Source organism: Bacillus sp. LR_5 (assembly GCF_042709275.1).
In genome coordinates this window covers 1-1,072 of sequence record NZ_JAVAXX010000621.1, presented here as the reverse complement: position 1 = coordinate 1,072, position 1,072 = coordinate 1, and the positions used below count along the sequence as shown (strand labels likewise).

Annotated in this window: 2 pseudogenes; both read left to right on the top strand. The window is 36.7% G+C overall.

Annotated elements, in window-relative coordinates:
* Positions 1-582 (top strand): annotated as a pseudogene (gene ntdC, locus RAC86_RS39025) (glucose-6-phosphate 3-dehydrogenase NdtC); the annotation flags it as partial.
* Between the two features lie 71 nt (positions 583-653).
* Positions 654-1,072 (top strand): annotated as a pseudogene (glcP, locus tag RAC86_RS39020) (glucose/mannose transporter GlcP); the annotation flags it as partial.

Below are 1,072 nucleotides of genomic sequence, written 5' to 3'. Positions count from 1 at the left end.
AAGTTTACTTGGAGAGATGACGCTAACAGTAAGAAGACGAGTGGATCATTGGGGGATCTGGGTATTCACCTTATTGACATGGTATGGTATTTGTTCGAGAGTGATTTCATCACAGAATCAGTAAGGGCAAAAATGAACACAAATGTAAAAACAAAAGAGGATAAACAGGTACTCGTAGATGACTATGCAGAAATTTATGGCCAGCTGAAGAACAAGGTATTTGTAAATATCATCACATCAAAATGTTCTGTACCTGAAGACTGTGGTTTTAGCATTGAGGTAGTTGGACACAAAAAAGAGTTTAAATACCACACAGGCAATCCTCACGTTTACAAGCTCATAGATGGCTTGAACGTGGTAGACTGCCCAGTACCGCAAAGCCTATTAAACGATCCGCCAAACGAGTTTTATGGATGGGCTGATTCTTTTAGAAGCGAGTTAATCAATTGGATTGCATCAACTCAGAACGATTGGGTTGAGATCCCTTCTTTTAGTGATGGTTTTAGATCTCAGGAAGTGTTAGAAATGTTCTTTGAGAAAGACAGCAACTCTCAACCAATGTCTGTTTCAGCAGTCAACTAGTATTTCAAAGAGAGAAGTTACTAAAAAAGCAGGAATTTACTTTCCTGCTTTTTCATATAGGGGTGTAATGAATGTTAAGAGGGACATATTTATTCGGATATGCTTTCTTTTTTACAGTAGGTATTATCCATATATCAACAGGGAGTTTGACACCATTTCTATTAGAGGCTTTTAACAAGACAACAGATGATATTTCGGTCATAATCTTCTTTCAGTTTACCGGATTTCTAAGCGGAGTATTAATCGCACCTTTAATGATTAAGAAATACAGTCATTTTAGGACACTTACTTTAGCTTTGACAATAATGCTTGTAGCGTTAAGTATCTTTTTTCTAACTAAGGATTGGTATTATATTATTGTAATGGCTTTTCTCTTAGGATATGGGGCAGGCACATTAGAAACGACAGTTGGTTCGTTTGTTATTGCTAATTTCGAAAGTAATGCAGAAAAAATGAGTAAGCTGGAAGTTCTCTTTGGATTAGGCGCTTT